A 24,705-nucleotide genomic window follows, 5' to 3' on the forward strand; every position below is an offset into this window, starting at 1 on the left:
GTGCGGCCATGCGACTCGGAGTACTCGATATCGGCTCGAACACGGTCCATCTGCTCGTCGTTGACGCCCATCGTGGGGCCAGGCCGTTGCCCGCGTACTCCCACAAGGAGGAGCTGCGCCTGTCGGAGCTCCTCGACGACGGCAACAAGCTGGCCAAGCACGCTGTCGAGCGGCTCAGCGAGTTCGTCGCCGAGGCCCAGCAGCTGGCCGAGGACAAGGGGGTGGAGGACTTCATGGCCTTCGCCACCTCCGCGGTGCGCGAGGCCTCCAACGGCGAGGAGGTGCTCGCCGAGATCAACGCCCGGTGCGGACTCGACATCCAGGTGCTGAGCGGCCACGAGGAGGCCAGGCTGACGTTCCTGGCGGTGCGGCGCTGGGTGGGATGGTCGGCGGGGCGGTTGCTCGCCTTCGACATCGGGGGCGGCTCGCTCGAGGTCGCGACGGGGATCGATGAGGAGCCCGACGCGGCGATCTCGCTGCCCCTGGGCGCGGGGCGGCTGACCCGCAACTGGTTCACCGCCGACCCGCCCTCCTCCGACGAGGTCCGCAAGCTGCGCAGGCACGTGCGCGCCGAGATCGCCCGCACGGTGGGCGGCGTGGCCCGTTACGGCCAGCCCGACCGGGCGGTGGCCACCTCCAAGACCTTCAAGCAGCTGGCCAGGATCGCCGGGGCCGCGCCTTCCAGCGACGGCCTCTACGCTCCGCGTGTGCTCACCCGCGAGTCGCTGGCCGACTGGGCGCACAAGCTGCCCAGGCTGAGCGCCAAGGAGCGGGCGGAGCTCTCGGGCGTGTCGGCGGGCCGCGCGCTGCAGCTGGCCGCCGGGGCGATCGTGGCCGACGCCGCGATGGACCTGTTCGAGGTGGAGCGCCTGGAGGTCTGCCCTTGGGCGCTGCGCGAGGGCGTGATCCTGCGCCGGCTCGACACCCTGCCCGATCAGAAGACCGACAGCGGCGCGCCCGGCTCGTAGCTCAGCTTCTTCTCCAGGCACACCACCGCGCCGTGCTCGTGGCGGTTGTCGAAGCGCACGTCGTCGGCGAGCGCCCGCATGATCTGCAGCCCGCGCCCGCTCTCGGAGGAGGGGGAGGGGGCGGTCATGGCCGCCGGGTCGAAACCGTGGCCGGTGTCGACCACCCTGATCGTGCACAGGTCGCGCTGGACGGCGGCGCTGACGGTGTACTCGTCGGCCGGATCGGCGTGTCTGATCACGTTGGAGCAGGCTTCTGTCAGCATGAGCTCGATGTCGTCGCGGATGGTCGACACGACGCCCAATGACGCCAGAGCGGCGTCGAGCATCCGGCGGATGAGCGGGACACTGGCGGCGTCGCGGGGGAGCCGCAGGGCGATCGTTGCCTCCATGAGCAACCTCTTGCCCCATATCCGGCGCCCCAATCGCCCCTTCAGCGCTCTACGAGGTCGAGGGCCACTTCCAGCGCGGCGTCCTGGCGCTCCTGAGGGCTCAGTTCGCGGTTTTCGGCCAGGAACAATCCGGCGTGCAGGGTGAACAGCGCCATCGCCCTGCGCAGCCGTACGGCATGCGGCTCGTCGGGCTCGCTCAGCTGCTCCACCAGCGCGATCATGCGCTCCTTGATGCCCCTGGTGGTCGGGTGGCCGCGCAGGGAGGTCTGGTTGCGCTCCAGGAAGTGCATGACCTTGCTGTGGCGGCCGGTGTAGAGCTGGTCGGCGTAGCGTTCGACCAGCTCGCGCCTGGTGCCGGCGTCCTTGGGCCGGCTCTGGGCCCATTCGAGCAGCTTGTCGAGCTCGGCTACGCGCTCTTCTATGAGGCTCAGGACGATGTCGTCCTTGGTCTTGAAGTGGTAGTACAGCGCCGCCTTGGTCACCCCGAGCTGCTCGGAGATCTCGCGCAGCGAGGTGGCCTCGTAGCCCTTCTCGATGAACAGCTCGAGGGCGATCTGCTGGATCCGCGTCCGCGTGTCTTCCCGCACGGTGCTCCATTGTCCTCGAAGTCGGAACTTACTTGACGACCGGCTAGGGGGAAATCTACTGTTTCATGGAACTAGCCGGTCGGCAAGTAAGGGGGAATCCGGTACATGGCCAGAAATCGTGAGGTCATGGTCGTCCTGCCAGGACTGATGCTGGCGATGGTCCTGGCCATGCTCGACAACATGATCGTCGGCACGGCCATGCCACGCATCGTGGGCGAGCTCGGCGGGCTGACGCACCTGTCCTGGGTGGTGACGGCCTACGTGCTGGGCACCACGGTCTCGACCCCCATCTGGGGCAAGATCGGCGACATCTTCGGCCGCAAGACCATCTTCATCATCTCGATCGTGCTGTTCATGATCGGCTCGGTGCTCTGCGGCATGAGCCAGGACATGGGCCAGCTCATCGCCTTCCGTGCGATCCAGGGCCTGGGCGCCGGCGGCCTGATGGTCAACGTGATGGCGATCATCGGCGACCTGGTGCCGCCGCGCGAGCGGGGTCAGTACCAGGGCATCATGGCGGGCGTCATGTCGCTGGCCATGATCGCCGGACCGCTGGTCGGCGGCTTCATCACCGACCACCTCGACTGGCGCTGGGCCTTCTACGTGAACCTGCCGGTCGGCTTCGTCGCCCTGGCGCTCATCGTGGCCAAGCTCCACCTGCCCAAGCGCTCGGCCGCCGTGAGGATCGACTGGCTGGGCGCGATAGTGCTCACCATCGGCATCACCGCGCTGGTGCTCATCACCTCGTGGGGCGGCAACGACTACGCGTGGGGCTCCTGGCAGATCCTGTCGCTGGCGGCCGTCGCCGTCGTCAGCCTGGGCCTGTTCGCCGCCGTCGAGCGCCGCGCCGCCGACCCGATCCTGCCGCTGACGCTGTTCCGCGACCGCAACTTCACGCTGATCACGATCATCGGCTTCCTGCTCGGCTTCGCGATGTTCGGCGCGATCAACTTCCTGCCGCTGTTCCAGCAGACCGTGCAGGGCGCCTCGGCGACCAATTCGGGCCTGCTCCTGCTGCCGATGATGGCCGCCGCCATGGTGATCTCGATCTTCGTCGGCAAGCGCATCACCGTGACCGGGACGTACAAGATCTACCCGATCATCGGCGGCGTGGGCATGGTGGCGGGCGTGTGGCTGCTGTCGCTCATGGACGTCAACACCCCGACCTGGCAGACCGGCGTCTTCATCGCCGTGCTGGGCGTGGGCATGGGCTTCCTGATGCAGACCACCATGCTCATCGCGCAGAACAGCGTCGAGCCCAAGGACATGGGCGTGGCCAGCAGCACCTCGACCTTCTTCCGCTCCATCGGCGGGTCGTTCGGCGTGTCGCTGTTCGGCGCGATCTTCAACAACCACTTCCTCGACGGGCTCACCCAGCACTTCGGCGCCCAGGCGGCCGACCAGCTGGCCAAGGGCGGCGGCCAGATGAACCCGGCGGCGCTGGCCGCTCTCGACCCGTCGGTCAAGCAGGGCGTGCTCGAATCGCTGGCGAGCGCGATCTCCGGGCTGTTCTGGTGGGCGATCGTCTTCGCCGTGGCCGTGCCGGTGCTGGCGATCTTCATCAGGGAGATCCCGCTGCGCGGCGCGCCCGAGCAGGTCAAGGCTGCGGTGGCAGAGTGAACATGCGGTCGAGCGCCGTCATGCGCAGCAGGTTGCGCAGGTAGGGCGTCAGGGCGGTGAGCTGGAGCGCCGCCCTGGCCTCGGTCGCCCGGTGGTGCAGGCGGATCAGCGCCGCCAGGCCCGAGGAGTCGATGAACGACAGCCCGCCCAGATCGAGGTCGATGCGGTTGAGGCCAGGTTCGAGCGGGACGTCGCCGAGCTGGGCGGCGGAGGTGTAGTCGAGGTCGCCGCTCAGCACCATCAGGACCATGGCCGTCTCAGGGGTCTCCAGGTCGATCCGCAGCATTCTTCGCAGTCTAGTGACCTGGGAGAAAACCTGAGGCGTCAAGGGCCACTCGCTGTGCACAATCGGGCACATGGATACCTACGAGCTCCGCAGGCCGCGTGTCGAGGACGCCCCTGAGATCTTCGAGCTGGCCTCGGCCTGCACCGTCGAGTCGATCGGCTTCGCCGACGTGACGCTCGACGACATCGCCGACGAGCTCGTCGAGCCCGGCTTCGACCGCGAGCGTGACGGCTGGCTGGCATGGCGCGACGGCACCCTGGTCGCCTGGGCCTGGGCCTGCCGCAAGGGCGACAGCGACAACGTCGACATCGAGGTGCTGGTCCGGCCCGGCACGCCGGACGACCTGGCCCCCCGGTTGTGGGAGCTGGTCCTCGGCCGGGCGCGCGAGATCGCCGCCGAGCTCGGCCACGAGTCGGTCACCGTCGACATCGGCGTCTACCGGCCCGACACGCTCCAGCGCGACATGGCGGCCCGCCACGGCTTCGCGCCCGCCACCTCCTTCCACCGCATGCGCGTCGACTTCACCGGCCCCGTCGAGGCTCCCGAACTCCCCGCGGGCCTCACGCTGCACCGCGGCGAGAGCGAGGAGGTGCTGCGCGAGGCCCATCGGGTGCAGCAGGAGGGCTTCGCCGAGCACTTCGGCTTCGTCAAGACGAGCTTCGAGGAGTGGTTCGCCCGTCGCGACGCCTCGGCCAGCACCGACTGGTCGCAGGCGCTGGTGGCGCGCATCGACGGCGAGCCGGCCGCGCTCGTCATCGGCACCGACCAGTTCGCCGAGGACGAAGACTGCGGCTACGTGCTCACGCTGGCCGTACGGCCGGCCTACCGCGGGCGCGGCCTGGGCAGGTTCCTGCTGCGCACGGCCTTCGCCGAGGACCACGCGCGCGGGCGCAAGGGCACGCTGCTGCACGTCGACTCGAACAACACCACCCCGGCCCTGGGCCTGTACACCTCGGCGGGCATGCGGCCGGTCCTGGTGATCGACGTCTGGCGCCTCACCCTGAAGGTGCGAACGTGAAGTGCTCGACGACCACGAGGTCGTCGTCGGTGAGCGGCTCGTTGAGGTAGGGCGCCCAGAAGTCCTCGTGCGCCGCCCGCCAGGCGGAGGCGTCGGCGAAGCCCTCGCCCTCGGCGTGGGCCACGTCGTCGCCCACCTGGCCCAGGGGGATCAGCTCGACCTTGACGACCTCGAGGATGCCGCGCACGCCCGAGCTGTCGGCCAGCAGGAAACGCCCCGGCTCGGGCAGCGGATCGCCGTCGCCGTAGAAGAGCTTCAGGCTGGAGGTGGCGCTCTTGACGCCGCTCACCACCGCGGCGACGAGGCGGTCGCGCATCTCGCCGGGCACCCCGAGGTCGTAGATCTCCACCCGCCCATTGTGGGCCATCGCTCAGGCGAGCGGGTGGACGGCGCGGTTGGGCGTGAGGCTGGAGGTGGCCTGGGCGCACGGCCGCCCGTCGGCGTCGGTGACCGTGGCCAGGGCCAGCAGCCTGGTGCGTCCCCGGTGGGTGACGGTCCCGGTGACCAGGTAAGTCTGTCCGACCTGGACCGGGCGCAGGTAGTCGACGTTGAGGTTCATCGTCAGGTGCAGGGTCGGCTGGGGGGCGGCGCTGCCGCAGGCCATGCCGCAGGCGTCGTCGAGCGCGGTGGCGATGTAGCCGCCGTGGACGACCCCCGAGCGGTTGGTCAGGGCGGCGCCGGGCCGCCACTCCAGGTGGACGCTCCCCGGTTCGACGCGGCTGAGCCGCAGGCCGAGGTGGGCCGGATGGGGGAGGACTCGACGGTCCCCTCCGCGATGGCGCGCAAGAAGTCTGCTCCGGTCACCGACACGTCGGCCAGCGTAATGGAATCTTATTCTGATGCGGTCTGGCGGGGTGTGCGATGCCTGGGTTATACGTATAAGCGTGTACAAGGACAAGAATCGCCCGGTCGCCGAGCGCGTCGAGGATCTGCTGGCCAGGATGACCCTCGAGGAGAAGGCCGGCCTGCTCTTCCAGACGATGGTCTTCTTCGGCCGGCCGGTGGACCAGATCGACGAGCTCGCGATGACCCACTTCAACATCCTGGGCAGCGGCTCGCCGCGCGAGATGGCCGAATGGCACAACGCCCAGCAGGAACGGGCGGCCGCCACCCGGCTGGGCATCCCGGTGACCTTCTCCACCGACCCCAGGAACTCCTTCTCCCACAACCCCGGCGCCGCGATCATGGCAGGGCCGTTCTCGCAGTGGCCGGAGTCGACGGGCCTGGCGGCGATCGGCGACGAGGCCCTGGTCGAGCGCTTCGCCGACATCGCGCGGCAGGAGTACCTGGCCGTCGGCATCCGGCTCGCCCTGCACCCGCAGATCGACCTGGCCACCGAACCGCGCTGGGCCCGGGTCAACGCCACCTTCGGGCAGGACGCCGACCTCACCTCGCGCCTGGTCAAGGCCTACATCCGCGGCTTCCAGGGCGAGCGCCTCGGCCCCGGCAGCGTCGCCTGCATGACCAAGCACTTCCCCGGCGGCGGACCGCAGAAGGACGGCGAGGACCCGCACTTCGCCTACGGCCGCGAGCAGGTCTACCCGGGCGGCAACTTCGACTACCACCTCAGGCCCTTCCAGGCCGCCTTCGAGGCGGGCACCAGCCAGATCATGCCCTATTACGGCATGCCGGTCGGCACGCCGTACGAGGAGGTCGGCTTCGGCTTCAGCGAGGGCGTCATCACCGGCCTGCTGCGCGAGCGCTACGGCTTCGACGGCATCGTCTGCACCGACTGGGGGCTGCTCACCGACGCCGAGATCATGGGCCAGGAGATGCCCGCGCGTGCCTGGGGCGTGGAGCACCTGACCCCGCTGGAGCGCGCCCGCAAGGCCGTCGAGGCAGGGGTGGACCAGTTCGGCGGCGAGCAGTGCCCCGAGCTGATCGTCGAGCTCGTGCGCGGCGGCGCGGTCGGTCAGGAGCGCATCGACGCCTCCGTGCGCCGCCTGCTGCGCGAGAAGTTCGTGCTGGGCCTGTTCGACGACCCTTACGTGGATCCCGACAGGGCCGAGGAGATCGTCGGCCGTGAGGACTTCGTCCAGGCCGGGCTCGAGGCCCAGAGCGCCTCGCTGACGCTGCTCAAGAACGGCCCGCTGCCCCTGGCGGAGGGCACGGCCATCTACGTCGAGGGCATCGACGCCGAGACCGCCTCCGCCTACGGCACGGTCGTGGCCACGCCAGAGGAGGCGCAGGCCACGCTCGTCCGGCTGGCCGCGCCGCACGAGCCCCGCGAGGGCGGCTTCGAGGCCTTCTTCCACTCGGGCAGCCTGGCCTTCCCGCCGGAGGAGATCGACCGGCTGGAGCGGCTGAAGCCCACCGTGCTCGGCCTCTACCTGGAGCGTCCCGCGGTCTTCCCCGAGGTCGACCAGGCCTGCCAGGCCGTGCTGGCCGACTACGGAGCACGCGACGACGCCTTCCTCGACGTGGTCTTCGGCCGCAGGTCACCGCGCGGGCGGCTGCCGTTCGAACTGCCCCGCTCGATGGCCGCCGTCGAGGCGAGCAGGTCAGACGTGCCGGGCGACACCGCCGACCCGCTCTACCCGTACGGCCACGGCCTGGCCTACTGACCGGCGGGCACGGCGGGCACGGCGCGCAGCCAGCTGCGGTCCTCGGTCAGGAACCGGTCGAGGACCAGCCCCGCCGTCCCCAGCTCGGCGGCCAGTTCCTCGTCGGTGAACTGGCGCGACTCGAAGGACTGGGTCCAGGCCCGCTCGCCGTGGGTGTAGCGCATCGTGGCGGAGAACAGGCGCGGCTCGACGCGCTCCACCCGGTCCATGACGATCCCGATCGGCCCCGTCGTCCGGCCCATGCCGGGCGCCCACCGTTCATGCGTCTCGTACGGCTGCCACTGCACCAGCACGGAGCCGCCGGGCGCCACGTGCCGCGCGCACGCGGCCAGGAAGGCGCGGCGCAGGTCGTCGTCGGGGGTGTTGAGGAGGAAGGAGGCCAGGACGACGCCGTCGAAGCGGCGGCCCAGGTCCAGCTCCTGCACCCGGGCCTGGACGGTCTCGGCGCCGCGCACGTGCGCCAGCATCTCGGCCGACTCGTCGACGGCGACCACCGACAGGCCCTTGGCCAGCAGCGCGTGGGTGACGCGGCCGACGCCGGAGCCGAGCTCCAGCAGGGACGCCCCGGCGGGCACGGCCGAGGCGATCACCTCGGCCTCGTCGTCGGCGTCGAGGAGGAGGTAGAACTCCACGGGGGATCCGTCGGGCGTGATCGCGCCAGGACCGGTACCAGTGTTCATGACCGTGACCCTAGGCTGTGCGCGTGCCGTCCGCGCTGCGTCATCTCCTGGGGGCCGCCGTCGGCCTGCTCGCCGCCCCGGTGGCCTTCTACCTGACCGAGGCGGGGGCCAGGGCCCTGCGCGCCGCGATCGCGGGGTTCGTGCCGGGGTGGGGCGGTCTGGCCTGGTTGTCGGGGGTGGCGGTGCTCGGCGCGGCGCTGGCCTGCTGGCCGGGGTTGTCGCCGCTGGCCGCGGCGTGCTGCGGGGTGCCGCTGGCCGCGGTGGGGGCGCTGTTCGCCACCGAGCCCGAGGTGGCCGCCGGTCTGGCCCGCGGCCTGCCCTACCCTCCGATCCTGCCGGACCCGGGTGAGCCCGCCGGGGCCGTGGCCGGTCTGACCGGGCTGTACGTGCTGCTCGGCGGCCTGCTCACGGTGTCGGCCGTCCGGCTATGGTGGCGTCGTGAGTCGTAGCCCCGATCGGCGCAGAGCCCTGCTTGACGCGGCCGACAGGGTGATCCTGCGGGAGGGGCACGAGGCGTCCATGGCGCTCATCGCCACCGAGGCGGGCATCACCAAGCCGATCCTCTACCGCCACTTCGGCGACAAGAGCGGGCTGTACGAAGCGCTGGCCGACCGGCACGTCCGCACCGTCATCGCGCACCTGCTGCCCGAGCTGGCCGGTCCCGGCGACCTGCGCGAGCGCACCCGCGCGACGATCGCCGTCTACCTCGACCTGATCTCGGCCAACCTCAACCTGTACCGGTTCCTGTTCCACCGGGCCAGCGCGGAAGACAGCCGCATGCGCTCCCACATGACCTCGCTGGTGCGCAGCCTGGGCGAGGAACTGGGCCGGCTGCTGGCCGCCGAGGGCGTCGTGCGCGACCCGGTGCGCGCCCAGGTGCTCGGCCACGCCTTCGTCGGCATGGTGCAGACCACCGGCGACTGGTGGCTGGAGCACCCGGAGGTGGAGCGTTCCGCGGTGGTCGACGGCCTGGCCGACGCCATCGTGGCGGCCTTCACAGCAGGTTGAGCAGGTCCCACTCGGTCTCGCACACCCGCCGCCCGATCGCGGCCAGCTCGACCGACCTGGCGCCGCCCTCCAGGTGCCGCATCGCCTGCATCACGCAGATGACGCCCCACTTGAGCACGCCGAAGGTCTCCCACCAGCGCAGCGCCGCCGGATCCACCCGGCGCCCGCCCGCCTTCTCGTAGGCCGCGACCAGCGTGTCGTAGTCGCCGAACCCGCCCACCGGGCGCGGCGCGCCGAACCGCCAGGCCTTCACGCACAACCAGCCCAGGTCCTCGATCGGGTCGCCGACGTGGGCCAGCTCCCAGTCGAGCACCGCGCGCAGCCCTTCGGGACCGACGATGAGGTTGCCGTTGCGGAAGTCGCCGTGCACGACCGCGACGCCGCCGGGGTCGGGGCGGGTCTCGTCGAGGCGGCGGAAGGCCAGCTCGAAGGCGGGGTGCGGCTGCCCGGTGAGGTCGAGCACGTCGCGCCACTGGCGCAGCGGGTCCGGGGGAGCCGCCTCGGCCACGGCGGTCACGGGCATGCGGTGGATCGCCGCCAGGGCGGCGCCGCACTGCTCGGTCAGGCTCTCGCGCGCCCCGGCGAACTCCGGGTCGCGAAGGATCTTGCGCGGGATGGTCTCGCCGTCGACCCGGGTCATCAGGAGGTAGGGCCGCTCCGCCGTGCCTTCCGCGACGATGCGGGGGACCGGCACGCCCGTCTCGGCGGCGGCGCGCATCAGCCGCGCCTCGGCGGCCAGCCCGGATCCCGCCCCCGTCTCCAGGACCGCCCCCGGGCCGTCCATCCTGAGCACCAGCTCGTGCGTGACGCCGTCCGCGCGCACGTCGAGCGACCAGGTCTCGCGCGAGGCGCCGCCGGGCAGCCTGGCCGCCGACGACACCCGCGCCTGCTCGCCGAAGACCGCGCGGACGACGCTGGCGGCCGGATCGCCCGCGCTCGTCATCGGGCGAATTCCCATGAGCCGCCCGCCGCGTACGTGCCCAGGAGGCGCCGCCCGACCGAGTCGATGTGCACCTCGTCGGGGCCGTCGTAGATCCGCCCGGCCCGCGCGTGACGGTACATCCGGTCCAGCGGGGTGTCGGGCGTCAGGCCCGCCGCGCCGTACACCTGGATGGCCCGGTCGATGACGGCGTGCAGCATGCGCGCGCCCACCACCTTGATCGCCCCGATCTCCACGCGCGCGTCGGAGCCGCCGTCGACGGCGTGGGCGGCCTGCAGCGTGAGCAGCCTGGCGGCCTGGATGTCGGTGTAGGAGTCGAACACGTGCTGGCGCATCAGCTGCTTGCGTGCCAGCGGCTCGCCGAAGGCGGTGCGCTCGTGCAGCCTGCGGCACATCAGGTCGAAGGCCCGTTGCGCCTGTCCCAGCCAGCGCATGCAGTGGAAGATGCGGCCGGGTCCCAGCCGCTTCTGCGCGATGACGAAGCCGTGGCCGCGCGGCCCGAGCAGGTTGCCGGCGGGCACGCGCACGTCCTCGTAGCGCACCTCGCAGTGCCCGCCCGACAGTCCCAGCACCGGCGTCTCGCGCACGATGCGGTAGCCGGGCGTGTCGGTGGGGACCACGATCATGGAGAAGGCCAGGTGCGGGGGAGCGTCGTCCTCGGTGCGGCACATGACGGTCGTGTAGGCCGCGCGGGAGGCGCCCGTGGTGAACCACTTGTGCCCGTTGATCACCCATTCGTCGCCGTCGAGCACCGCGCTGGTCTGGATCTGGGTGGGGTCGCTGCTGGAGACCGTCGGCTCGGTCATCGCGAAGCTGGGCCAGATGTCGCCGCGCACCAGCGGCTGCAGGTAGCGCTCGCGCTGCTCGTCGGAGGCGTGCTCGTGCAGCATCAGGGAGTCCTGCAGGGTGAAGGTTCCCAGGGCCAGCTGGCCGTACTCACTGCGTCCCTGCACCTCGTTGACGTAGACGTAGTCGAGGAAGCCGAGCCCGCCGCCGCCCAGCTCGCGCGGGTGGCCGAGCGCCCACAGGCCCTCCTTCTTGGCCTCCTCCTGAAGTTCGCGCAGAATGGATGCGTCGCCGGAGTGCAACGCCTCCTCGGCGGGTTCGACTCGTTCGGTCATGAAGGCCAGCACGGCCTCACGGATGGGGCGGACACTGTCGGGTACGGCGAAGCTCATGCTCCGGATCACAACGCAGAACCGTTGCACGGTCAACATCCTGTAATTCCTACCAAAACTATGGGATAATTGGGACGTGAACACCCCGCTGAGCGTGGCCGTACGGGCCGAGCGCCTGATCGGGCCGGGACCGGGCCTGTCCCTGTATTCGGGCGAGGCCGGGATCGTGCTGTTCCAGCTCGACCTGGCGGCCGCCACGGGCCGGGCCGACCACCTGGCGCGAGCACGCGAGGGTGCGCGGCGCCTGGTCGCCGCCTGGCCCGAGCATCGCGACGACCTCACCCTGTACCGAGGCCTGTCCGGCGTCATGATCGCCCTCCTCGAAGCGGGCTGGGTGCTGGGCGGCGGCGAGTTCGAGCAGGCCGCCGCCGACATCGCCGAGCTGATCGCCGCCCAGGCGGGCGTGGGAGGCCTGCCCGGCGACTGGTTCGGCGCCTCCGACGACTACGTCGGCTGGACCGGCGAGCCCGCGCTGCGCGGCGACGGCGGCATCGTCCTGTCGCTGCTGCGCGCCGGGGCCGAACTGGGCCTGTCAGCCTGCACGGCGGTCGCCGTCGAGGTGGGCCGCCGCATCGCCGGCCGCCCCGTGCCCGGCCACCGGCTCGGCGCCCGCGCCGGGCTGCCGGACGACTCCGTCACGCCCGGCTTCCTATCGGGTACGGCCGGCACCATGTACCTCCTGGCGCGACTGCACGCGGTCACCGGCGAGGAGCCGTTCCTGCGCGCGGCCCGCAGCGGGGCGGCCTTCATCCGCGAGGTCAGCTCGCTGACCGACGGCGCCGTCGTGGTGCCCCACCACCTGCCGCAGGGGCGCGACCTGTTCGCCGTCGGCTTCTGCTCGGGCTCGGCCGGGGTGGCGCGGGCCTTCTTCGAGCTCTACCGCTCCGGCGGCGACGCCCGCGACCTGGAGTGGGCCGAGATGCTCGCGCGCGGCATCGAGCGCCACTGCCGCGAGCAGGGCATGCCCGACGCCTCCTGCCAGTGTTGCGGGGTGGCCGGGCTGCTGGAGCTGTTCGTGGGCCTGTGGGCGGGCACGGGCAAGCCCGCCCACCTCGACGTCGCCCACGAGCTGGCGGGCGAGCTGGTGAGCCGCGCCGGCGACCCCGACGGCGCCGGCTTCCGCTGGCCGCGCACCACCAAGCCGGGCTACCTGCCCGGTCCCGCCGGCATCGCGGCGGCCCTGCTGCACCTGCACGCGGCCGGGCAGGGGGAGCGGGCGGCGCGGTTGCCGCTGCTGCCCGACAACCCCTTTCCCGCGATACCCGTCCCCCTGAGCGTCGGGCCCTGAGCCTCAGACCCCCGCGCCTGCCAGGAAAGCGGTCGTGCGCTCCTGCTCCTCCGGCGTGCCGATGGGGACGGCCAGCAGTTCGGTCGCGCCCGCGCCCGCCAGCCGCCCCAGCTGCTTGAGGACGTCCGCCTCGTCACCGGCCACGATGACGTCGGCGGGGCCGCGCGCCCCGCCGCGTTCCAGGATCGCCCGGTAGGCGGGCAACTCGTTGACCACCGCGAACTGCTCGGCGACCATCGCTCGCACGCCCGCCTCGTCGCCGGTGACGCACACGCAGACGGTCGCCACCACGCGAGGCGCGCCGCCGCCCAGGGCCGGGATCACGTACGACTCCAGCGCCTCGGGTCCCGCCCAGGTGGTGACCACGCCGTCGGCCAGTTCCCCGGCGATGCGCAGCGACGCCGGTCCCAGCGCCCCGACCAGCAGCGAGGGCGCCGTGGTGGGCACGCCGACCGCGCCGGACGCCTTCAGGGTCTCGCCCTCGAACGCCACGCTCTCGCCGCGCAGCAACGGGGCCAGCACCGACAGGTACTCGCGCAGGTGGCGGGCGGGACGCTCGTACGGCAGGCCGAAACGCCCCTCGACGATCGGCCGGTGGCTGACCCCCACGCCGAGCGTCAGCCGCCCGCCCACGGCCTCTTGCGCCGTGAGCGCCTGGGCGGCCAGGGCGAGGGGGTGACGCGGCTGGGTGGGCACCACGGCGGTGCCGAGCGCCGGGCCCCGCACCGCGCGGCCGACGACCGCCAGCGCGGTGAGGGCGTCCCTGCCGTCGCGCTGGCCCGCCCAGAGGCTGTCGAAGGCGGCGTGGGCGCGGGCGAAGGAGATCATGTCGTCCAGGGACGGGGCGAGCTCGTCGATCCAGAGTCCGATGCGCATCGGTCGGCCTTTCAGCGGGTGACGGTTTTCAGCGGGTGACGGTGACGACGGAGCGGGCCGCGGGGCGGCGGACGGCGGTCCACGGCTGCGCGGGCGGGTCCTCGGGGCGCAGCAGGCCGCGGTCGATCAGCGTGAGGACCTCGCCGAGCGCCCGGCCGGAGGGCCACTGGCCCCAGAAGGTCTCCAGGGTGCGGCGGGCGGGGGTGATCAGGGCGGCGGGTTCGAGGAGGAGGGGCTCGCCCGACATCGTGCCCACCGCGATCGCCCGGCCGCCGTCGGCCAGCAGTGCGAAGGCGCGGCCCAGCACCGCGCCGCCGACGACGTCGATCACGCCGTGCACGGGCTCGGTGACCTCGTCGAGGTCCGCGACCACCTCGGCGGCCCCGGGCGGCGCCGCAGGGGGCGGCTGGGCGGCCTTGCGGGTGGCGGCGATCACGTGGGCGCCCGCCAGGGCCGCCAGCTGCACCGCGTACCAGGCGACCGCTCCCGAGGCGCCCGTGACCAGGACACGGCGGCCGAGCACCGGACCGAGCCGCCGGACGGCCTGCAGCGCGCTGAGCCCCGGCACCGCCAGCGCGGCGGCCCGCTCCAGCGTCACCGACTCCGGCACGACCGCCAGATCACCCGCGCCGAAGGCGGCCACCTCGGCCCAGGCTCCGGGCCGGTCGCCCAGCCCGACGACCCTTGCGCCGGGCGCCGGACCCGTGCCGTCGGCCGCCTGCCGTGCGACCACGCCCGCCGCCTCGAACCCCCACACGCCCCCGTCGCCCAGCACCGCCGGCGCGTGGACGGCGTCGCGGCCGGTGACTATGACGTGATGGACCTCGACCAGCGCCTGGTCGGGCCGCGGATCGGCGGCGGGCCGCTCGGCCAGGACGAATCCGTCCCCGGAAACCGTGAGAGCGCGCACGATGAAACCCCCTGAACGGAAAGGTTTGAAAAATTGAACCGCGTAGTTCAGTGAAGCTAACATGACCGTATGCACGACGGCAATCGGCCCAGAGGCCGCATCGACAAGCGCGAGATGATCGTGGAGGCGGCCTTCCGCGTGTTCGCCCGCGAGGGCTACGCGCAGGCGAGCGTCGATGTGATCGCGGCCGAGGCGGGCGTGGCCAAGCCGACGATCTACGCCCACCTGGGCGGCAAGGAGCAGATGTTCCGCGAGGTCATCAGATCCACGGCGGCGCGCGGCATCGCCAAGTCGTCGGCGGTGCTCACGGAGCTGCCCGCCGACCCGCCCGACCTGCGGGAGGCGCTCATCGCGGTGGCGTGGGGCCTGGTCGGCTGCTTCCAGGACGAGCGCTCGGCTGCCCTGCGCAGGCTGCTGAACGCCGAGATCGTGCGGTTTCCCGACCTGTTCGACCTGATCCGCGCCGACGCCGTCGACCCGTTCAACGAGGCCCTGGCCGGGCGCCTGGCCAGGTTCGCGCACGCGGGCAGGCTCACGCTCGACGACCCGGTGCGGGCGGCCAGCCAGTTCGTGGCCCTGATCACCGAGGAGCTGCCGATGTTGTCGGCCTTCGGCACCCGGCCGATCCCGCGCGAGAAGCTGGAGGAGATCGTCGTCTCGGGGGTCGACCTGTTCCTGCGCGCCATGCGATAAAGGCGGGCATGGAGCCTCACGACGCCCCCACGGCCGCGCAACTGCTGGCCGCCGTACGCGACTTCCTGTCCGACGACGTGCTGCCCGCGGTCGACGGGCGGGTGCGCTTCCACACGCGGGTCGCGATCAACGTGCTCGGCATGGTCGAGCGCGAGCTCGAACTCGGCCCCGGGCAGGCCGCCGAGCACCGGCGGCGGCTGGCGGAGCTGGGCGTGGCCGACGACGCCGAGCTGGCCGCCGGAATACGCGAAGGCCACCTCGACGGTCCTGAGAACAGGGCCGAGGTGGCCGAGCTGGTACGGCAGGCGGTGCGGGCCAAGTTGCAGGTGGCCAACCCCGGCTACCTGGCCTGACCCGTCCCGCCTGCCGTACTCCTCTAGTGGGTCAGGTCGAGATCCTTGACCCGCGGGTCGCCCTCGTCGGCGAAGTACTCGTCGCGCTTGGTGGCGTCGACGCCGTCGGCGACCTTGAGCGCGCGCAGCGCCACGGTGCCGATCGCGGCCGCGATCAGGTTGACCGCCAGCGCCAGGATGCCCGCGTAGATGGTCATCTTGGTGTCGAAGCCGAGGTTGCTCAGCGAGAAGGCCGAGCCGCCGAAGTGCAGCTTGCCGCTGGCCGGGTTCGGGATGGTGTAGAGCATCCACATGCCCGCGGCCATGCCCAGGGCCCAGCCGATGAGCAGGCCGCCCTTGTGGAACCAGCGCGTGTACAGGCCGAGCGCCACCGCCGGCAGCGTCTGCAGCATGATGACGCCGCCGATGAGCTGCAGGTCGATGGAGAACTGCGGGTCGAGCAGGAGGATGCACAGCACCGCGCCGACCTTGACGAGCAACGAGACGATCTTGGAGACCTGGGCCTCCTGCTTGTCGCTGGCCTGCTTGTTGATGTACTCCCGGTAGATGTTGCGGGTGAACAGGTTCGCCGCGGCGATCGACATGATCGCGGCCGGCACCAGGGCGCCGATCGCGATGGCGGCGAAGGCCACGCCGGTGAACCAGTCGGGGAACATCTGGTCGAACAGGTTCGGCACGATCGTGTTGCCGATCGGCTTGCCGTTCTCGCCGACCGTGGGCTTGGTGCCCGCGGCGATGGCCATGTAGCCGAGCAGGGCGATGAGGCCCAGCAGCAGCGAGTAGGCGGGCAGGGCCGACATGTTCCGCTTGACGACGTTGCGGTTCTTGGCGGCCAGCACGCCGGTGAGGCTGTGCGGGTACAGGAACAGCGCCAGCGCCGAGCCGAAGGCCAGCGTGATGTACTGCAGCTGGTTGCCGGCGTTCAGGATGATGCCGTCACCGGGCGCCGGGGTGGCCGCGAACTTCTCGGCCGCCTTGTCGAAGACGATGTCCCAGCCGCCCAGCTTCACCGGGATGTAGATGATCGCCACCAGGATCACGACGTAGATGAGCGTGTCCTTGACGAAGGCGATCAGCGCCGGGGCGCGCAGGCCCGACTGGTAGGTGTAGGCGGCCAGGATCAGGAAGGCCACCACGATCGGCCAGTGGCCGGTGATGCCCATCGACTGCAGCACGGCCTCGATGCCGACCAGCTGGAGCGCGATGTAGGGCATGGTGGCGACCAGGCCGGTGATCGCGATCACCAGGGCGAGCATCGGCGAGCCGAAGCGGGCGCGCACGAAGTCGGCCGGGGTGACGAAGCCGTGCACGTGCGAGACCGACCACAGGCGGCACAGCACGAGGAAGACCAGCGGGTAGATGATCACCGTGTACGGCACGGCGTAGAAACCCATCGCGCCCGCGCCGAAGACGAGGGCGGGCACGGCCACGAACGTGTAGGCCGTGTAAAGGTCGCCGCCGACGAGGAACCAGGTAATCCAGGAGCCGAAATTACGGCCACCCAGGCCCCACTCGTCCAGGCTGTCGATGGAATCGGGGCGGCGCCACCTTGCGGCGACGAAGCCCATTCCGCTGACAAGGGCGAACAGGACGATGAAGACGACGATCTCTGTGGTCATTTCGTCATCCTGTAAACGATCGTGGTGCAGGCGACGCCGAGCGCGATGAAGGCCAGCTGCAGCCAGTAGAACAGCGGGAATCCGAGCAGGCGGGGCTCGTCGGAGTTGAACAGGAACGTCAGCAGCGGTACCACGATGGGCACGAACAAGAGCCAGTTCCACCGGCTCTTGTCAGTCCGGGTGGTCATCTTTTCTCCGGGGAGTCAGGGGGTGTGACGGGGTGGGAGCGTAACGTTTCGGAGGATTTAACCCCAATGGCCTCTGTATTACAGTTCGGCCAAATCGTCCCAGCGCTTGAGATGGAAGCCGCTTTACGGGTGTGACTTTCGGGTCTAGCGTCGAAGTCAACTGATCGTCAGGAGCCCGCCATGTCCTCGATCACGCTCACGCCGGCCGCCCTCGACGCCCTGCGCGGGGACGAGGTCGTCTACTTCGACTGGCACGTGACCGGACTGTGCTGCGCGGACGCGGGGGAGTTCTCCGTGCGGGCGCTGCGCCGTACCAAGGTCCCGAAAAGAGCGCGGCGGCTCGGCGATCAGGTCTACGCCCACCCCACCGCCTGGGTGCACCTCGCCGAACTGACCGTCGCCGTGGACTGCCGGCCCCTGGGCCGGTGGCGGCGCTTCACCAGCGACCTGCCACCCGACGCGGGCCTGCGCAGTTGCCTAGGGAGGCTGACTCGGTGAAGGTGCGCTCCATCATCGTCTGGACGGCGGTCGCGCTGGTGGGCGCGGCCGGGTGGGCGGTGCTCGCCCTGTCCAGAGGTGAGAACGTCAACGCGGTCTGGCTGCTGGCCGCCGCACTCGGCTCCTACGCCATCGCCTATCGCTTCTACGCCCGGTTCATCGTCAAGAAGGTGCTGCGCGCCGACGACAGCCGGGCCACCCCCGCCGAACGGCTCGACAACGGCATCGACTTCCAGCCCACCGACAGGCGCATCCTGTTCGGCCACCACTTCGCCGCCATCGCCGGAGCGGGCCCGCTCGTCGGCCCGGTGCTGGCCGCCCAGATGGGCTACCTGCCCGGCACCATCTGGATCGTCGCCGGCGTGATCTTCGCCGGCGCGGTGCAGGACATGGTGATCCTCTTCTTCTCCATGCGCCGCAACGGCCGCAGCCTCGGGCAGATGGCCCGCGACGAGGTCGGGCCGATCGGCGGCGTCGCCGCGCTGATCGCCGTTTTCGCCATCATGATCATCTTGCTCGCCGTCCTGGCCCTGGTGGTCGTCGGCGCGCTGGCCCAGTCGCCGTGGGGCGTCTTCTCCATCGCGATGACCATCCCGATCGCCCTGTTCATGGGCTTCTACCTGCGGATCCTCAGACCAGGCGCGGTCGTCGAGACCACCCTGATCGGCGTGGCCCTGCTGGTGCTGGCCATCATCGCGGGCGGCTGGGTGCAGGAGTCCTCGTGGGCGCCGGTGTTCACGCTCAGCCCGTCGGCGTTGTCGCTGTGGCTCATCGCCTACGGCTTCATCGCTGCTGTGCTGCCGGTGTGGATGCTGCTGGCACCGCGCGACTACCTGTCGACCTTCATGAAGATCGGCACGATCGTCCTGATGGCGATCGGCGTCGCGGTGACCATGCCGGTCATGCAGAACACGGCCTTCACCGACTTCGCCTTCAACGGCAAGGGGCCGGTCTTCGCCGGATCGCTCTTCCCGTTCGTCTTCATCATCATCGCCTGCGGCGCGCTGTCGGGGTTCCACTCGCTCATCTCCAGCGGCACGACGCCCAAGATGATCCAGAAGGAGACCCAGGTACGGATGATCGGCTACGGCTCCATGCTGATGGAGTCGTTCGTCGCGGTCATGGCGATGATCGCCGCGTGCATCCTGAGCCCGGGGCTGTACTTCGCGATGAACTCACCCGCGGGGGTGATGGGCGCGACCGTGGAGACCGCGTCGCAGGCCGTCGCCAACCTCGGATTCGTCATCACGCCCCAGGACCTGCAGGCCGCGGCCGCGGCGGTGGGGGAGAGCACCCTCGTCTCGCGCACCGGCGGCGCCCCGACGCTCGCCGTGGGCATCTCGGAGATCTTCTCCGGCTTCCTGGGCGGCGACGGGTTCAAGGCCTTCTGGTACCACTTCGCGATCATGTTCGAGGCGCTGTTCATCCTCACCACGGTCGACGCGGGCACCAGGGTCGGGCGCTTCATGCTCCAGGACACCCTCGGCAACGTGTGGAAGCCGATCGGGCGCGTCAGCTGGTGGCCGGGCCTCGTCGCCGCCAGCGCCGTCGTCGTGGCCGCCTGGGGATACTTCCTCTACCAGGGCGTCAACGACCCGCTCGGAGGGATCAACCAGCTCTTCCCGCTGTTCGGCATCGCCAACCAGCTCCTGGCCGCCGTCGCTTTGACGGTGGCCACCACGCTGCTCATCAAGAGCGGGCGGCTGAAATGGGCCTGGGTGACCGCGGTGCCGCTGGCCTGGGACGTCGTGGTGACGCTCACCGCCAGCTACGAGAAGGTCTTCTCGCCGGTGCCGACGCTCGGCTTCTTCGCCCAGCGCGACCGCTACCAGGCGGCGCTCGACCAGGGGCAGCTGCTGCCTCCGGCCAAGACGCCCGAGGCGATGCAGCAGATCGTGATCAACTCGACGGTCGACGGGATCCTGGCGGCGCTGTTCGCGGTGCTGATCATCATCGTGATCCTCGACGCGGCCCGGGTGTGGGTGAAGGCGATCAGGTCGCCCGCGCCGCTGCCCTCGACGGAGGCGGAGTACGTCGAATCGAAGATCGTCGCCCCCTCGGGTCTGCTGGCCACGCGAGAGGAGAAGGAACGGATGGCTGCGGCGCCGTAGGGCCGGCGCCGGGCTGTCATGCCGGTTATCGTGCCGGGACCCTCGTGTCCCTCGGCGGGCGCCAGTCGGCGCGGCGCACCCTGAGCGCGCCGCGCTGGTGCAGCGCCTGCACCACCCGCTGGGCGAGCAGGTCCAGCTGGGTGTCGGTGAGGAACACGTGGGTCTCGGCGAGCTCCTGTCGCACCAGCGCCTCGGCGTATCCGAGCGTGGTCTGGTCGCCCGGTTCGACGGCCAGCCCGCGGATCTCGCCCTCGTGCATGCTCGGGTCGGCGGCGCTCACCCGGAACCCGCAGACCACGCAGGTGCCGGGCTCGGCGAGCTCCTCGTCGGAGCTGGTCCTGGGCCGGTGGGTGAAGTCCACTTTGGCGGGCATCGTGCACCTCCCTTGTGGCGGGCATCGTGCACCTTCCTGCCCTCCAGGGTAGATCTCATCGGCGCCGCCCGTCAGGTGGCGTTTCTCGACTCGTAGGCGGTGCGGCTGGCCTCGATGTGCGGGACGTGCTCGATCGCCCACCCCGCCAGGGCCAGCGCGGGCGGGATCAGGCTCTTGCCGGTCGCGGTCAGGGCGTACTCCACGCGCGGCGGCACCTCCGCGTGGACCGTGCGCGACACCAGGCCGTCGCGCTCGAGGTTCCTGAGCGTCAGGGTCAGCATGCGCTGGGAGATGCCCGGGACCTGCTGGTGCAGGTCGCCGAAGCGCAGCCGTCCCTGGTCGAGGGTCGCCACGATCAGCAGCGTCCACTTGTTGCAGATGCGGTCGAGGATGGCCCGGATCGTCCGCCCTCCGTCGCCCCGGATCATGCAGGTGTGCTCGTACTCCGACATGACAGTCCTCTGTGGGTAACGCACACGCGTGTGCCTTTTGTACGCCCCTCAATAGTGACGCATCATGTGGCTACTTCCTGTCAGTAACCATTGCCTTCGAGGTGCGGATCATGGAGATCACCTACTGGATCGTCGCGGCGCTGCTGGCGCTCTTCTTCCTCTACGCGGGCGGCAAGAAGGTCGTCCAGAGCCAGGAGCGGCTGCGGCCCATGATGGGGTGGGTCGACACCGTGCCCATGCCGTTCGTGCGGGCGATCGGGTTCCTGGAGGTGCTCGGCGCGGTGGGGCTGATCCTGCCGCCGCTCACCGGGATGGCGCCCTGGCTGGCCGTCGCCGCCGCGATCGGGTTCGCGGTGATCCAGGTCTCGGCCACCGTGCTCCACCTGCGGCGCGGGGAGGCGAGCGCGATCTGGCTCAACCTCGCGCTCCTCGTCCTCATCGGCGCCACGCTGTGGCTGGCCATCGCAAACTGACCAGAATGACCAGATTGGTCAGTTTCTCGGATATCGTCGTCTCATGGACGACTACACGACCCCGCAGCACGGCGGCCGCGCCCTGGTGGTCGGCCTCGGCATCGCCGGCATCGCCACCGCACTCCGGCTGCGCGAGATCGGCTGGGACCCCGTGATCGTGGAACGCGCGCCCTCCCGGCGCGCGGGCGGGTACTTCATCATGCTGTTCACCACCGGCGTCGCGTCGGCGCGCAGGCTCGGCGTGCTCGACACGATCGGCGACCGCACCCCGTCGCCGCTGGTCAACCACGAGGTCAACCGGGCCGGCCGCCGCCGTCCCGGCATGAGCTCGGCGGGACTGCCCGGACGGCCGCGGCAACTGCTGCGCGGCGACATCGAGCAGGCCCTGTACTCCGCCCTGCCCGCCGACGTGGAGATCCGCTACTCGACGATCCCCACCCGCATCACGCAGGACTCCTCGGCCGCCGAGGTCACCCTCCACGACACCTCCTCGGGCGCCACGACCACCGAGCGTTTCGACCTGGTCGTGGGCGCCGACGGCATGCGCTCCGCCGTACGAGAGCTGGCCTTCGGCGGCGGCTTCCTGAGCCCGCTCGGTTACGTCATCGGCGTCACCGTCCTCGACGGGCCGGTCGACGGCTTCCGCCAGGACGAAGGCCTCACCCTGGCCGAACCGGGACGCTCGGCGACGGTCTTCCCCTTCCGCGACCACCCGCCGAGCCTGCTGTTCTCCTACCGCACCCGCGACCTCGACGCCGAGTTCCGGCGCCCGCCCATCGACTCCATCCGCGCCGCCTTCGGCCCGCAACCGCCAGGCCCGCTGCTGGAGCACCTGTTCAGCCGGTTCGAGCAGGCGCCAGAGCACCTCTTCGACTCCGTCAACCAGGTCAAGATGCCGAGCTGGCACCACGGCCGCGTCGTCCTCATCGGCGACGCCGCCTGGTGCGTCACCCTCTACGCCGGCATGGGCGCCTCCAGCGGCATCGCCGGAGCCGAACTCCTCGGCACGATGCTGCGACGCCACCCCGGCGACCTGCCCGCCGCCCTCGCCGCCTGGGAGGCCAGGATGCGGCCCTTCATCTCCACCGAGCAGGACAGCGCCCTGTTCATGCGCAAGATCTTCACCCCGCACGACCGCGGGGAACAACTCGCGCGCGCCATGATGATGCGCATGATGCGCACCCCGGCCCTGGCCAGGGCGATGGGCAAGATAATGAGAGGTCCCGACATGAGCAACAAGGAGCTGGACGTCGCCGCCGCCTGAGCCGCCTGAGCCGCCTCAGCCGCCTGAGACGCCGACCGGCCCCGGAGGAGGAACGATCCCGGTGAACCGGCTCGTCGAACAGCACTCGCGCAAGGCCGCCCGCATCCTCGACAGCGCGCGCGAACTGGTCGCCGACCACGGCGCCGGCAAGGTCACCGTCTCGGAGATCAGCCGCGCCGCCGGCGTCGGCAAAGGCACCGTCTACCTGTACTGGCCCACCAAGGAAGACCTCATCCTGGGACTGTTCGCCCGCGAACTGCTGACCTTCCTCGACGAGGTGATCGCCCGCATCACCGCCACCCCCGACGCCGTACGGCCACGGCACCTGGCCCCGCTGCTCCTGCGCACCGGGCTGCGCTCCCCCCTCGCCCACCGCCTCGCGGTCGACCTGCTCCACCTGCTCACCGTCCAGGGCGCCGACCGCGACCTGTTCGCACGCACCCAGCCCAGCGCGCTGTGCGAGGCGGTGATGCCGATCCTGCGGCGTCACGGCCTCATCCGCCAGGACCGGCCGCTGGCCGACCAGTCGTACGGCATGCACGCGGTTCTGGCCGGGTTCGGCGCCGCCATGGCGGACCCGGGATCGGCTCCGTCTAGTGCGGCGGACCCTGGGGAGATCCTCGCCGACGCCGTCGCCCTGCTGCTCGAACCGGCCTTGCCGCCGGGCGAACAGAGCGTCTTCGCGGCGGCGGAGGAGACGGTGACGGTGTTCCGCAGGACGCGGGAGGGGGTGCTGGACATCATCGAGCGAGGGCAGACGCCTCGCCAGTGAGCGGGGAGATCGATCGCGGCGTATTGGGCGGGGGGTGGCGTGGCGTGTGTGCCGGGCGCCGGGTGTGGTGCGCTTCCGGCACGCCTGGGTGCGGTGTTCGTCCGGAACGCCTGGGTGCGGTGTGCTTCCGGAACGCCCGGGTGCGGCGTGCTTCGGCGCGCCCGGGTGCGGTGCGCTTCCTTGGTGCCGGATCCCCGCGACCGATGAACCGGCTCCCGCGACCGTCCCGCCACGCCCAGGGACCCCCGTCTCCCTGCCCTGTCCACCGAGCTCAACGTCGACGTGACGCCGGCCGCCACGCTGCTGTCGGCCTATGCCTCTGCCTATGCCTGACCGAACCACGGCTGCTGCAGCCGTGGCTGCAAGCGCTGGCGGCCGAGCAGCCACTCAACACAGGCTCATGGCCGGGCGGCCTCCCCCGAACCAATTAACGACCTCGTCCTGGCCGCCCTGGAAGCCGACCACCGCGAACTACGCGGAGCCTCTCAGCGGCTCCAGCGCGGCCAGGACGAGATCGAGGCCGAAGAAGAACTCCTGCGCCGGGTCGTAGCCCGCAGCGGCGAGCGTTGCGGCGGACTCGTTGAGGTAGGGAAACTCGTCAGGAGAAAGCTGGGGCAGGAAGACGTCCTCGGTCATGCCCGCGAGCTGATCGGCGGTGTCGAACGGCAGGTTGGCTTCCTGCAGCGCGAACCCGTAGACGTAGCTGTCGAGCAACCAGTTGGCGTGCGTCGCCATCACGACCGAGAAGCCGGCCCTCCGCAGGCAGGCGGTGACCGCCTCGCGGTGTCGGAGGTTCGCGGGCCCCGGCGATGTCCGCGACTCCATGAGGCCGATCGCCCACGGGTGACGCGCGAGAACCTGACGGGCGGACACCGCCCGCCGCCGCATCGCCGACTGCCAGCCGGTGTCTGCGGGCGGCAGCTCGATCTCCCCGAAGACGATATCGATCATGGCGTCCAGCAATTCTTCCTTGTTCGCCACGTAGTAGTAGAGCGACATTGCGCCCGCGCCGAGCTCGCCGGCCAGCCGGCGCATGCTCAGCCCGTCGACCCCCTCGCGGTCGGCGAGCCGTACCGCCTCGACCACCACTCGCTGCTTGCTCAGCCCCGCGTCTGTGGCGACCTGGCGCCGTTGCCTCCCAGGCACGCTTCTCCTCGCTCTCGAACGGCTTGACTTTCGTACATCGTACTATCATAGTACAGCGTACGAAGTACGGTGTACGAAAGCAGCGCGAGTCGCAGCTCGGCCATGGGGAGGCTGCCGTGGGAATCGAACAACAATCGAATGCCGGAGCACACCTGGCGCCGAGCATGAGTCCGGCCGGGCTGAGCACGCTGCGGGCCCGGGCCGCCCAGCACCGCGCCCAACCCACCCTCGATGCGGGGTCGTCCGACGACGAACTACCGCCGCCGCTAGGTCAAGTCGCTGGGCTCGTCCAGACGGGCACGCCTGCCTCGGTACATCCCGGCGACTGCTCCGTCACGACCGGTGAGCCGTCCGGCGTGGGCCGTTGGGGTCGGTCCGGCCGTCAGACGACGACCTTCCCTCGGCAGCCTGAACGCCAGCCCCACCCCGTGCGTGCACACCCCACCCTGCC

Annotated in this window: 29 protein-coding genes; 14 read left to right on the forward strand and 15 right to left on the reverse strand. The window is 70.9% G+C overall.

What is annotated here, in order from left to right:
- The first annotated feature begins 8 nt into the window (after positions 1-8).
- Positions 9-968, forward strand: a complete 960-nt coding sequence (locus tag ACIBH1_RS10225) for a Ppx/GppA family phosphatase (protein ID WP_397313343.1) — start codon at positions 9-11, stop codon at positions 966-968.
- Here the strand turns inward: ACIBH1_RS10225 and ACIBH1_RS10230 are convergent.
- Both ACIBH1_RS10230 and ACIBH1_RS10235 read right to left on the reverse strand, forming a co-directional pair.
- On the reverse strand, positions 935-1,357 hold the full coding sequence (locus tag ACIBH1_RS10230) for an ATP-binding protein (protein WP_397313344.1): 423 nt from the start codon (positions 1,355-1,357) through the stop codon (positions 935-937). The two genes, ACIBH1_RS10225 and ACIBH1_RS10230, sit on opposite strands and share 34 nt — an antisense overlap.
- A 41-nt stretch (positions 1,358-1,398) precedes the next feature.
- Positions 1,399-1,944: a TetR/AcrR family transcriptional regulator gene (locus ACIBH1_RS10235; RefSeq protein ID WP_397313345.1), complete on the reverse strand. Its 546-nt coding sequence runs from the start codon at positions 1,942-1,944 to the stop codon at positions 1,399-1,401.
- A gap of 105 nt (positions 1,945-2,049) precedes the next feature.
- On the opposite strand from ACIBH1_RS10235, the gene ACIBH1_RS10240 reads away from it, so the two are divergent.
- Positions 2,050-3,564 (forward strand): MDR family MFS transporter, encoded by a 1,515-nt coding sequence (locus tag ACIBH1_RS10240; RefSeq protein WP_397313347.1) that lies wholly within the window; start codon positions 2,050-2,052, stop codon positions 3,562-3,564.
- Here ACIBH1_RS10240 and ACIBH1_RS10245 read toward each other — a convergent pair.
- Positions 3,542-3,850 (reverse strand): STAS domain-containing protein, encoded by a 309-nt coding sequence (locus tag ACIBH1_RS10245; RefSeq protein ID WP_397313348.1) that lies wholly within the window; start codon positions 3,848-3,850, stop codon positions 3,542-3,544. The genes ACIBH1_RS10240 and ACIBH1_RS10245 overlap by 23 nt on opposite strands.
- Before the next feature lie 70 nt (positions 3,851-3,920).
- Here ACIBH1_RS10245 and ACIBH1_RS10250 point away from each other — a divergent pair, with 70 nt between their 5' ends.
- Complete coding sequence (locus ACIBH1_RS10250; protein WP_397313349.1) at positions 3,921-4,868, forward strand: GNAT family N-acetyltransferase; 948 nt, start codon at positions 3,921-3,923, stop codon at positions 4,866-4,868.
- On the opposite strand, the gene ACIBH1_RS10255 is transcribed toward ACIBH1_RS10250, so the two are convergent.
- Both ACIBH1_RS10255 and ACIBH1_RS10260 read right to left on the reverse strand, forming a co-directional pair.
- Positions 4,846-5,217, reverse strand: coding sequence for an ASCH domain-containing protein (locus ACIBH1_RS10255; protein WP_397313350.1), 372 nt, complete (start codon positions 5,215-5,217; stop codon positions 4,846-4,848). The two genes, ACIBH1_RS10250 and ACIBH1_RS10255, sit on opposite strands and share 23 nt — an antisense overlap.
- Before the next feature lie 21 nt (positions 5,218-5,238).
- Positions 5,239-5,910, reverse strand: a complete 672-nt coding sequence (locus tag ACIBH1_RS10260; protein ID WP_397313351.1) for a PaaI family thioesterase — start codon at positions 5,908-5,910, stop codon at positions 5,239-5,241.
- Between ACIBH1_RS10260 and ACIBH1_RS10265 the strand changes: the two genes are divergently transcribed.
- Positions 5,810-7,432 carry a glycoside hydrolase family 3 protein gene (locus tag ACIBH1_RS10265; RefSeq protein ID WP_397313352.1) on the forward strand — a complete coding sequence of 541 codons (1,623 nt, stop codon included), beginning with the start codon at positions 5,810-5,812 and terminating at the stop codon, positions 7,430-7,432. The genes ACIBH1_RS10260 and ACIBH1_RS10265 overlap by 101 nt on opposite strands.
- Here the strand turns inward: ACIBH1_RS10265 and ACIBH1_RS10270 are convergent.
- Complete coding sequence (locus ACIBH1_RS10270; protein ID WP_397313353.1) at positions 7,426-8,112, reverse strand: class I SAM-dependent methyltransferase; 687 nt, start codon at positions 8,110-8,112, stop codon at positions 7,426-7,428. The two genes, ACIBH1_RS10265 and ACIBH1_RS10270, sit on opposite strands and share 7 nt — an antisense overlap.
- Before the next feature lie 23 nt (positions 8,113-8,135).
- Between ACIBH1_RS10270 and ACIBH1_RS10275 the strand changes: the two genes are divergently transcribed.
- A complete protein-coding gene (locus ACIBH1_RS10275) occupies positions 8,136-8,561 on the forward strand; it encodes a hypothetical protein (protein WP_397313354.1) in 426 nt (141 codons plus the stop codon).
- Positions 8,551-9,120: a TetR/AcrR family transcriptional regulator gene (locus ACIBH1_RS10280; protein WP_397313355.1), complete on the forward strand. Its 570-nt coding sequence runs from the start codon at positions 8,551-8,553 to the stop codon at positions 9,118-9,120. Before ACIBH1_RS10275 ends, ACIBH1_RS10280 begins: the two co-directional genes overlap by 11 nt.
- Here the strand turns inward: ACIBH1_RS10280 and ACIBH1_RS10285 are convergent.
- Positions 9,107-10,063, reverse strand: a complete 957-nt coding sequence (locus ACIBH1_RS10285; protein WP_397313356.1) for a phosphotransferase family protein — start codon at positions 10,061-10,063, stop codon at positions 9,107-9,109. The genes ACIBH1_RS10280 and ACIBH1_RS10285 overlap by 14 nt on opposite strands.
- Positions 10,060-11,238, reverse strand: coding sequence for an acyl-CoA dehydrogenase family protein (locus ACIBH1_RS10290; RefSeq protein WP_397313357.1), 1,179 nt, complete (start codon positions 11,236-11,238; stop codon positions 10,060-10,062). Before ACIBH1_RS10290 ends, ACIBH1_RS10285 begins: the two co-directional genes overlap by 4 nt.
- A 76-nt stretch (positions 11,239-11,314) precedes the next feature.
- Between ACIBH1_RS10290 and ACIBH1_RS10295 the strand changes: the two genes are divergently transcribed.
- Positions 11,315-12,526, forward strand: a complete 1,212-nt coding sequence (locus ACIBH1_RS10295; protein ID WP_397313358.1) for a lanthionine synthetase LanC family protein — start codon at positions 11,315-11,317, stop codon at positions 12,524-12,526.
- A 3-nt stretch (positions 12,527-12,529) separates the two neighbouring features.
- On the opposite strand, the gene ACIBH1_RS10300 is transcribed toward ACIBH1_RS10295, so the two are convergent.
- Both ACIBH1_RS10300 and ACIBH1_RS10305 read right to left on the reverse strand, forming a co-directional pair.
- The gene (locus tag ACIBH1_RS10300) at positions 12,530-13,402 is read right to left on the reverse strand and encodes a TIGR03564 family F420-dependent LLM class oxidoreductase (RefSeq protein ID WP_397313359.1); all 873 of its coding nucleotides are present in this window, start codon (positions 13,400-13,402) and stop codon (positions 12,530-12,532) included.
- Between the two features lie 28 nt (positions 13,403-13,430).
- Positions 13,431-14,312, reverse strand: a complete 882-nt coding sequence (locus ACIBH1_RS10305; protein ID WP_397313361.1) for a zinc-binding dehydrogenase — start codon at positions 14,310-14,312, stop codon at positions 13,431-13,433.
- Between the two features lie 69 nt (positions 14,313-14,381).
- Here ACIBH1_RS10305 and ACIBH1_RS10310 point away from each other — a divergent pair, with 69 nt between their 5' ends.
- Together ACIBH1_RS10310 and ACIBH1_RS10315 are read left to right on the forward strand one after the other, a co-directional pair.
- On the forward strand, positions 14,382-15,005 hold the full coding sequence (locus ACIBH1_RS10310; RefSeq protein ID WP_181614938.1) for a TetR/AcrR family transcriptional regulator: 624 nt from the start codon (positions 14,382-14,384) through the stop codon (positions 15,003-15,005).
- A gap of 8 nt (positions 15,006-15,013) precedes the next feature.
- The gene (locus ACIBH1_RS10315) at positions 15,014-15,358 is read left to right on the forward strand and encodes a DUF6285 domain-containing protein (protein ID WP_397313362.1); all 345 of its coding nucleotides are present in this window, start codon (positions 15,014-15,016) and stop codon (positions 15,356-15,358) included.
- Between the two features lie 23 nt (positions 15,359-15,381).
- Here ACIBH1_RS10315 and mctP read toward each other — a convergent pair whose 3' ends face one another.
- Together mctP and ACIBH1_RS10325 are read right to left on the reverse strand one after the other, a co-directional pair.
- Entirely contained in the window at positions 15,382-16,977 is a 1,596-nt protein-coding gene (gene mctP, locus ACIBH1_RS10320) for a monocarboxylate uptake permease MctP (protein WP_397313363.1), read from the reverse strand.
- On the reverse strand, positions 16,974-17,165 hold the full coding sequence (locus ACIBH1_RS10325; RefSeq protein WP_181614941.1) for a DUF3311 domain-containing protein: 192 nt from the start codon (positions 17,163-17,165) through the stop codon (positions 16,974-16,976). The genes mctP and ACIBH1_RS10325 overlap by 4 nt, the downstream gene beginning before the upstream one ends.
- Positions 17,166-17,345: 180 nt before the next feature.
- Here ACIBH1_RS10325 and ACIBH1_RS10330 point away from each other — a divergent pair, with 180 nt between their 5' ends.
- Positions 17,346-17,663, forward strand: coding sequence for a hypothetical protein (locus tag ACIBH1_RS10330; protein ID WP_397313364.1), 318 nt, complete (start codon positions 17,346-17,348; stop codon positions 17,661-17,663).
- Positions 17,660-19,774, forward strand: a complete 2,115-nt coding sequence (locus ACIBH1_RS10335) for a carbon starvation CstA family protein (protein WP_397313365.1) — start codon at positions 17,660-17,662, stop codon at positions 19,772-19,774. The genes ACIBH1_RS10330 and ACIBH1_RS10335 overlap by 4 nt, the downstream gene beginning before the upstream one ends.
- A 25-nt stretch (positions 19,775-19,799) precedes the next feature.
- Here the strand turns inward: ACIBH1_RS10335 and ACIBH1_RS10340 are convergent, their stop codons facing one another.
- Entirely contained in the window at positions 19,800-20,147 is a 348-nt protein-coding gene (locus tag ACIBH1_RS10340; protein WP_397313366.1) for a hypothetical protein, read from the reverse strand.
- A gap of 71 nt (positions 20,148-20,218) precedes the next feature.
- The gene (locus tag ACIBH1_RS10345; RefSeq protein WP_397313367.1) at positions 20,219-20,599 is read right to left on the reverse strand and encodes a winged helix-turn-helix transcriptional regulator; all 381 of its coding nucleotides are present in this window, start codon (positions 20,597-20,599) and stop codon (positions 20,219-20,221) included.
- A 110-nt stretch (positions 20,600-20,709) separates the two neighbouring features.
- On the opposite strand from ACIBH1_RS10345, the gene ACIBH1_RS10350 reads away from it, so the two are divergent.
- The 3 genes from ACIBH1_RS10350 to ACIBH1_RS10360 all read left to right on the forward strand — a co-directional run bounded on the left by ACIBH1_RS10350 (position 20,710) and on the right by ACIBH1_RS10360 (position 23,108).
- Positions 20,710-21,072: a DoxX family protein gene (locus ACIBH1_RS10350; RefSeq protein WP_397313368.1), complete on the forward strand. Its 363-nt coding sequence runs from the start codon at positions 20,710-20,712 to the stop codon at positions 21,070-21,072.
- A gap of 43 nt (positions 21,073-21,115) precedes the next feature.
- Positions 21,116-22,336: an FAD-dependent monooxygenase gene (locus tag ACIBH1_RS10355; protein WP_397313369.1), complete on the forward strand. Its 1,221-nt coding sequence runs from the start codon at positions 21,116-21,118 to the stop codon at positions 22,334-22,336.
- Between the two features lie 61 nt (positions 22,337-22,397).
- The gene (locus ACIBH1_RS10360; protein ID WP_397313370.1) at positions 22,398-23,108 is read left to right on the forward strand and encodes a TetR/AcrR family transcriptional regulator; all 711 of its coding nucleotides are present in this window, start codon (positions 22,398-22,400) and stop codon (positions 23,106-23,108) included.
- A gap of 471 nt (positions 23,109-23,579) precedes the next feature.
- Here ACIBH1_RS10360 and ACIBH1_RS10365 read toward each other — a convergent pair whose 3' ends face one another.
- Complete coding sequence (locus ACIBH1_RS10365; protein ID WP_397313371.1) at positions 23,580-24,194, reverse strand: TetR/AcrR family transcriptional regulator C-terminal domain-containing protein; 615 nt, start codon at positions 24,192-24,194, stop codon at positions 23,580-23,582.
- Between the last annotated feature and the right edge of the window lie 511 nt (positions 24,195-24,705).

Origin of the sequence: Nonomuraea sp. NPDC050663 (assembly GCF_044456985.1) — a bacterium.
Classification (GTDB): Bacteria; Actinomycetota; Actinomycetes; order Streptosporangiales; family Streptosporangiaceae; genus Nonomuraea.

What these genes read in the sequence shown, in the direction of transcription:
- ACIBH1_RS10285 (WP_397313356.1), bottom strand. Translation starts at nt 10,063, where the DNA reads ATGACGAGCGCGGGCGATCCGGCCGCCAGCGTCGTCCGCGCGGTCTTC.
- ACIBH1_RS10265 (WP_397313352.1), top strand. Translation starts at nt 5,810, where the DNA reads ATGACCCTCGAGGAGAAGGCCGGCCTGCTCTTCCAGACGATGGTCTTC.
- ACIBH1_RS10290 (WP_397313357.1), bottom strand. Translation starts at nt 11,238, where the DNA reads ATGAGCTTCGCCGTACCCGACAGTGTCCGCCCCATCCGTGAGGCCGTG.
- ACIBH1_RS10300 (WP_397313359.1), bottom strand. Translation starts at nt 13,402, where the DNA reads ATGCGCATCGGACTCTGGATCGACGAGCTCGCCCCGTCCCTGGACGAC.
- ACIBH1_RS10240 (WP_397313347.1), top strand. Translation starts at nt 2,050, where the DNA reads ATGGCCAGAAATCGTGAGGTCATGGTCGTCCTGCCAGGACTGATGCTG.
- ACIBH1_RS10310 (WP_181614938.1), top strand. Translation starts at nt 14,382, where the DNA reads ATGCACGACGGCAATCGGCCCAGAGGCCGCATCGACAAGCGCGAGATG.
- ACIBH1_RS10270 (WP_397313353.1), bottom strand. Translation starts at nt 8,112, where the DNA reads ATGAACACTGGTACCGGTCCTGGCGCGATCACGCCCGACGGATCCCCC.
- ACIBH1_RS10345 (WP_397313367.1), bottom strand. Translation starts at nt 20,599, where the DNA reads ATGTCGGAGTACGAGCACACCTGCATGATCCGGGGCGACGGAGGGCGG.
- ACIBH1_RS10325 (WP_181614941.1), bottom strand. Translation starts at nt 17,165, where the DNA reads ATGACCACCCGGACTGACAAGAGCCGGTGGAACTGGCTCTTGTTCGTG.
- ACIBH1_RS10250 (WP_397313349.1), top strand. Translation starts at nt 3,921, where the DNA reads ATGGATACCTACGAGCTCCGCAGGCCGCGTGTCGAGGACGCCCCTGAG.
- ACIBH1_RS10330 (WP_397313364.1), top strand. Translation starts at nt 17,346, where the DNA reads ATGTCCTCGATCACGCTCACGCCGGCCGCCCTCGACGCCCTGCGCGGG.
- mctP (WP_397313363.1), bottom strand. Translation starts at nt 16,977, where the DNA reads ATGACCACAGAGATCGTCGTCTTCATCGTCCTGTTCGCCCTTGTCAGC.
- ACIBH1_RS10355 (WP_397313369.1), top strand. Translation starts at nt 21,116, where the DNA reads ATGGACGACTACACGACCCCGCAGCACGGCGGCCGCGCCCTGGTGGTC.
- ACIBH1_RS10350 (WP_397313368.1), top strand. Translation starts at nt 20,710, where the DNA reads ATGGAGATCACCTACTGGATCGTCGCGGCGCTGCTGGCGCTCTTCTTC.
- ACIBH1_RS10230 (WP_397313344.1), bottom strand. Translation starts at nt 1,357, where the DNA reads ATGGAGGCAACGATCGCCCTGCGGCTCCCCCGCGACGCCGCCAGTGTC.
- ACIBH1_RS10315 (WP_397313362.1), top strand. Translation starts at nt 15,014, where the DNA reads ATGGAGCCTCACGACGCCCCCACGGCCGCGCAACTGCTGGCCGCCGTA.
- ACIBH1_RS10245 (WP_397313348.1), bottom strand. Translation starts at nt 3,850, where the DNA reads ATGCTGCGGATCGACCTGGAGACCCCTGAGACGGCCATGGTCCTGATG.
- ACIBH1_RS10225 (WP_397313343.1), top strand. Translation starts at nt 9, where the DNA reads ATGCGACTCGGAGTACTCGATATCGGCTCGAACACGGTCCATCTGCTC.
- ACIBH1_RS10340 (WP_397313366.1), bottom strand. Translation starts at nt 20,147, where the DNA reads ATGCCCGCCAAAGTGGACTTCACCCACCGGCCCAGGACCAGCTCCGAC.
- ACIBH1_RS10260 (WP_397313351.1), bottom strand. Translation starts at nt 5,910, where the DNA reads ATGTTGAAGTGGGTCATCGCGAGCTCGTCGATCTGGTCCACCGGCCGG.